The following is a 5,343-nucleotide window of genomic DNA, read 5'->3' on the forward strand; positions in this document are numbered from 1 at the left end:
GTTGCCGCCCAATTCTTTATTTACGTCGGACCATTTTTGATTAATTCGGCAGAATTATCCGGTTATTGATCTGAATTCCCCTCGCTTGCAGCAACCTCATATGTCTCCGTGCGCTATCACGTCCCCTGTACCCTCCCTTTTTCCTTGAAGCAGATGACCGCCACTTATACGAGAGAGGATCATTTTGATGCATTTGCATTGTTCCAGTATTTGCTGTCTCGTGAGATAGCGACCGTTGGTGCAGATTCACCGCGCACTAAGTTGTATGACGATCTCTCGCTTTTTCATGCATTGACGGTAGGCGACGACGAGGTTAACAGACAAAAGCACAGCCTAAGACTTGCGACCGTTTTTGATATTGTTAATTTCGGCAATAGCCGCAGCCATGCCGTCCTCCCAAATGACGGGCCACAGCGGATCAAGTAGATAATTGACTTCAATTAATGGATCTCTATCCCCATTAGCAATGAGGTAGGCATCAGCATCCTCGCAATACCGATTGGCAAAGCGACCGACGCCTACACTTGATACGATGTGATACTCAGGATTAATCTCAGTGAATTTGATCAACTGTGGTAACAGGCTTTTGATACATAACCCGCAGAAATCATGCCCTGCTAGACCCAGCAACTCTAGTTCGTAAAAATTTGTCACAACCCCGACTCGGTCGAAGAATTTTCTGCGACTTACCATTAACTCGGCTTTGTTTGTCTTGGTTCTAGCACCCATGGTCGCATCCTATATATATCGGGACTCGACTAAGACGGTCATGTACTCGGCAGTTTCCAGCCAATTCTTGACTGAATGGCCCGGAATTTTTGAAGCGGCTGGAAATACGGAAGATTCAAGCAAGAATTACAGGTCCTTGCGTCACCCTTCCATTTACCCGTTCGCTGTCGAGTCAGCAAAACCCTCCCTCTATCCCTAATTCCCTTTCTTCGTGGTGAACTGCGCTAGTCCCGCTAGACCACGGAGGCACGGAATTAGGGAGACAGTGGAGTCTCGTGTTTTTGCCGTAAGATCGAACTATTTACCGCCGATATCTTCGATCTCTATCCAGGCCTTTTGCCCAGGGCTTAGAGTGTCCGCCTCGCCCTTGTTGCAGATGAATAGGGACTCTGCGTGCCGATCGAGTGGTGACACCGGCGCTTTTTCTCCCGCGCGGCTGATGGATACGACGACTTGTTGCGCATCTAGAAAGACGACGTCTACCTCGAAACCAATTTGACTCCGGCAAAAGCGACGCCCGCCTGGAAAATACATGCCGGTACCTGGAGCAAACCTGACGATGGACTGAGCGTTCATGCGGCGGCGGAATAGCCCTTTTTATACCGTCACGCTATAACTCGGTGCAATGCCGTCAAATGTTATGACCACCGTCGGCGCCGGGCCTAAGCTATAGACTACCTCGTAAAATCCAAGCGCAGAGACAGCTACGCTCGCTGCTGATGCCAGAAAAGATAAGCCGTCAGAAAGTGAGTCAAGCACAGGCCACCTCTTATTTGTTGTTGGCAGGAATGGTAATCGGGCCTTCGACGTTGACACCCCGCGCCGTTAGGATCGCACCTACCTGGCGCGCGATTTCGTCTTTCTGTTTTTGCGAGAGCGAAGCATCGCACGGAAACTTATCCAAGATAAACGCCGTTAATTTACTTTGCGCCCCAAGAGCCGCAAATCCGACCGCTAAGCCCTTTGAGAGGATGGGATCAGGTATTAAGGCGCAGGTGAGCACGGCCGCGCCCGAGACACCAGCTATGCCCTCGAAGATCTCAGCTGCAGAATCCATCGACTCGCAGCTTGGTCCTCCGAGGCTGAGCCCGGAGCACGTGATCGCCTCCTAATTGCTCGTGCTCGAGACGTAAGCAATCTGCGGAGTCGGTTCCAGGTCGTCGCTCTTGGCGGTTGTTTTGGATTGTTTCGGGTAGTCGCAGGCAGTTAGGCCTAGCATAGCGGCTAGGAACGCAAATTGGATACGCATGGGACATGTGCCTCATCTGGTTGGAACGTGCAGAGACGTCCGGAGCAAATATCGTGCCGCGTAGGGTGGTATCACCGTGGTCAAATAAAATGAGGGAGTTGAGGTCAAAACCCAACGTGCAAATGACCTCAGCCATAACCTAGTGGTTATAAAAAATACACACCTGTGCATCCATTGCAAATTTCCTGGACGCTGCGAGGACGGCTTCAAATAATTCTCAGTCTTTGAATGACCATCATCATCGGTATGAACGACGAACAAGGATTGTGCACATAACTGCGGTTGGTATTTTTGTGGTCAGAGATAATCGGCAACGATGCGCATCTCTGATTTAATTTGTCCTTTGATTTTATAATTCTGCTAAGAGTGTTCCTAACGATTTTAGTTTGGCAAGCTCTTTGCAAAACTAATTGTGAACGTAAAATCTTTTGTAGCTCGCTTTGATCGCTCTCCTGATTCAACTGCCGTTGTTGTTGCCTTGACGTTTTTCGGTGTCTTCAGGCGGTGTTTTTCAACACCAAAAATCACAACTGACCTCACCAGGTCAAAAACGGAGCAAATGGTATGAGAAGCAAAGTGTCTAGTATCAGCAAATTATCGTCAGTATCGGCCCTACGGACCATTTCGGTCTTATTGGCGTTCGCTGCGTTCACTGTCGTTGGCTGTCGAGACGGCAAGAAAGCGTCTCAGGCAAAGGCAATTATCGGCACTGACGATCGAACTGAACTCCAGGACGCAAATGTACTAGCACGCCTCGGTCTCCTCAACATAGGTGATCACAACTGTAACGCGACATTGATCGGACCTAACGTAGTGATCACTGTGGTGCACTGTGTTGATAAAGCCGATTTAAGTGATGTTGACGGTTTCACCTTTTCATCTGCCAGCGGCAAGATTGCGCGTGTCGAAAAGCTGATTTCAGCTGATACAAAAAAAGACTTAGCCGTCTATAAACTCGACACAGGAAAATTCGAGTATTTTGCACCAAGTCTAAAATCCTCTGTCGACCAGGCTATCACTGTGGCTGGCTATGACTTGACTAGTGGTAAGTGGGTGCAGTCAATCTGTAACATTAAGTCGAAGGAAGCTGCCGCTGCTGCCTTCACCTACGAGTGTGACACCGTACCCGGGATGTCAGGGTCGGCGGTTCTGAGTAATGGCGAGGTGATTGGACTGCATGTGGCTCATAACTCAAAGCTCAATAAGAACCTTGGTCTCGACTTTGCGAGTCTCAGTGACCCCAAAGCTGACTTGGCTAGCCTTCCACAAAATAGCCTTGAAGCGTTCAAAATGCCTTGCATTTGCTGTCGTGGGTGTAATGTCGAGATTCCAAATCCCCTCGAGGCTGCCAAAGATGCCATCATAGGTAACGCTGCAAAAGTAAACTCAAATATTTTGGGTGATCAGGCCAAAGCGGCTGGGTGGACACGGGCCACCTGTGGTGCAGTTGCGGCTGGTGTTATCGGTGGTACAACGATAGCTGCAGGCACAGCGATTTGCGCGTTTATGACAGTCGGTGCGGCAGCTTGTCCGGCTTTTCTTGCCACGGTGTCACCAGCTGTGGTAGTGGCAACTTGTGCACAGCTGTGCACTGATCATCGCCTCGCAGACCCGGAGTGTCAATAATCATGAATTTCAAAAATTTACTCGTTACCATCACGTTACTTGCACCTCAGCTGGCGCATGCAAACACCATCGGCAGTCTCAGTTATAAGGCTGGCCAAATGACCGAGAGCAACCAATCCAACGGCAAATCTGGCCCAGCGTGGGGAGTTTCATTCCTGGTTCAGACACCCGACCAGACCAAAGAAGGAAAGCGGTTTGGCATGGATATGGAATTCGAAGTTGCTCGCGGTAGTCAGTTTAGTGCGGCCCCGCAGACAGCGCCTTTCAGCTCTGGCGACAAGGTCGGGGTGCTGGGTGTGGGCTACAATGTGGGCCTAGCTTATATTCCAGTATCGAATGAGAATCTGAGCGTTCGCCTAGTACCGTATCTAGGACTAAGCTCTGAGACCCTTAGTACCGCGGCGAATAACTTCGGGTTCACCGGTACAAGTTTGGGTGTGCGGCTTGGAATCGTGCCTAAAGCTTTGTCAGAACGATTTGGTTTCATTGCTGAGTACCGAGCAATTATGGGTGACGCAGAGTTTGCTAATCAGAAGACGAGCTACCTGTCGCGTTATGTTCTCGGTGGTGTACAGATCTTTTTCCAGTGAAATAGTCATTTCATTCGATCGGTAGATTCAAGTCACATCAAGTCTCAAATGAGTTTGATGTGACTTCTTTTCACGTCAACTCAGATTTTGGTCTTACAGTTACATGCTGAGGGCGTCCGATGCGAGTTTCGGGCACAAGATCGCTGGTAGGGAAGAGTCTGGTAAGCTGCGTACGGTGTCGTTTGGTGTCGGTTATTTACTCGGCGAAAAGTGATCTCAATTAGAGAAAAGCAGGGTGCAAGGATTAAGATCTATGCACCCTGCCTCATTTACCTAGTCCTAGGCTTTCGCTGTTAATAGCATAGTTAAAACACCGACGCCGTGACGGCAGTCTGCTCTACTGAGTACTGGTTCGAGGTGTTTGTCTCACCAACTGGACTCGTATAGCCATCATTTGCGCTCCAGACCTCCCCTGTTTCCACTGTTGCCCAGTCAGGTCCGCACTCAAGCCCGGGTGGAGTTGCATTTTTAGCGCTCACAAGCGACACCATATAGTCCTTAGCGTTGGTGGCCGTATCAAGGGCTGCGCAGTATGCATGGTCGGCGAACTCCGAATTACCAGTCAATTTTCGCAAGACGTTATACTCGGGGACAAGTGGGTTTCTAGTGTTGAAGTTGCGTACGACAGAGACATTGCTTGAGCCCCCTTCGCCCGACGCCGGTTTTGCTGCTGTATTACATTCACGTACGACTTTATTGTAGCCAGATTCTGCCGGGGATGTGGCAGATGTGTCGGACTTTAAATGCCTTGAAGTGTAGATGTCACCGGTACGTGCACGCATGGTCCTTACTGTTCGGGTGGCGACGTTGATACCTGTGACGTACCAATTCTCGTTATATTCCACGTAAAATTTATCATCGGTACGTTCGTTAGACTTGCCGTTAGCGTCGGTTTGGCTAGCACCATTGTTACTCGAAGAATCGTAGTATCGACCAAGGTCTAATGCGCTTGAGGCCACCTTTATGCTGCCTGCAATGGCGCCAGACGTCAGGTTATTCTTAGTTACTGTGCAGACGGCTTTAGTGACGTTCCCCTAATTTTGTCGACACTGAGTTAAGCGCCTATGGTTTGACGTTCATACTCGTCAGGGCTTAAATTGCCAAGCGACGAGTGCAAGCGTTCACGATTGTACCAGCCCTCGATCAATT

The 5,343-nt window shown here is 49.5% G+C and carries 7 protein-coding genes; 2 read left to right on the forward strand and 5 right to left on the reverse strand.

Annotated features, from left to right (window positions below):
* Nucleotides 1-333 precede the first annotated feature (333 nt).
* The 3 genes from FJ146_19255 to FJ146_19265 all read right to left on the reverse strand — a co-directional run bounded on the left by FJ146_19255 (nucleotide 334) and on the right by FJ146_19265 (nucleotide 1,786).
* Nucleotides 334-729: a hypothetical protein gene (locus FJ146_19255; GenBank protein MBM4254109.1), complete on the reverse strand. Its 396-nt coding sequence runs from the start codon at nucleotides 727-729 to the stop codon at nucleotides 334-336.
* Nucleotides 730-1,026: 297 nt separating this feature from the next.
* The gene (locus FJ146_19260; protein ID MBM4254110.1) at nucleotides 1,027-1,305 is read right to left on the reverse strand and encodes a hypothetical protein; all 279 of its coding nucleotides are present in this window, start codon (nucleotides 1,303-1,305) and stop codon (nucleotides 1,027-1,029) included.
* Between the two features lie 193 nt (nucleotides 1,306-1,498).
* Entirely contained in the window at nucleotides 1,499-1,786 is a 288-nt protein-coding gene (locus FJ146_19265; protein ID MBM4254111.1) for a hypothetical protein, read from the reverse strand.
* Nucleotides 1,787-2,542: 756 nt separating this feature from the next.
* Between FJ146_19265 and FJ146_19270 the strand changes: the two genes are divergently transcribed.
* Nucleotides 2,543-3,604: a trypsin-like serine protease gene (locus tag FJ146_19270; GenBank protein ID MBM4254112.1), complete on the forward strand. Its 1,062-nt coding sequence runs from the start codon at nucleotides 2,543-2,545 to the stop codon at nucleotides 3,602-3,604.
* A 2-nt stretch (nucleotides 3,605-3,606) separates the two neighbouring features.
* A complete protein-coding gene (locus tag FJ146_19275; protein MBM4254113.1) occupies nucleotides 3,607-4,194 on the forward strand; it encodes a hypothetical protein in 588 nt (195 codons plus the stop codon).
* A gap of 305 nt (nucleotides 4,195-4,499) precedes the next feature.
* Here FJ146_19275 and FJ146_19280 read toward each other — a convergent pair whose 3' ends face one another.
* Complete coding sequence (locus tag FJ146_19280) at nucleotides 4,500-5,153, reverse strand: hypothetical protein (protein ID MBM4254114.1); 654 nt, start codon at nucleotides 5,151-5,153, stop codon at nucleotides 4,500-4,502.
* Between the two features lie 95 nt (nucleotides 5,154-5,248).
* Nucleotides 5,249-5,341, reverse strand: coding sequence for a transposase (locus FJ146_19285; GenBank protein ID MBM4254115.1), 93 nt, complete (start codon nucleotides 5,339-5,341; stop codon nucleotides 5,249-5,251).
* Nucleotides 5,342-5,343: the final 2 nt, after the last annotated feature.

The organism is Deltaproteobacteria bacterium (assembly GCA_016874735.1).
Taxonomy (GTDB): Bacteria; Bdellovibrionota_B; Oligoflexia; order Oligoflexales; family CAIYRB01; genus CAIYRB01.

Bases quoted from the DNA above. Each gene is read 5' to 3' on its own strand.
- FJ146_19265 (MBM4254111.1), bottom strand. From the start codon at position 1,786: ATGGATTCTGCAGCTGAGATCTTCGAGGGCATAGCTGGTGTCTCGGGC.
- FJ146_19255 (MBM4254109.1), bottom strand. From the start codon at position 729: ATGGGTGCTAGAACCAAGACAAACAAAGCCGAGTTAATGGTAAGTCGC.
- FJ146_19275 (MBM4254113.1), top strand. From the start codon at position 3,607: ATGAATTTCAAAAATTTACTCGTTACCATCACGTTACTTGCACCTCAG.
- FJ146_19270 (MBM4254112.1), top strand. From the start codon at position 2,543: ATGAGAAGCAAAGTGTCTAGTATCAGCAAATTATCGTCAGTATCGGCC.
- FJ146_19260 (MBM4254110.1), bottom strand. From the start codon at position 1,305: ATGAACGCTCAGTCCATCGTCAGGTTTGCTCCAGGTACCGGCATGTAT.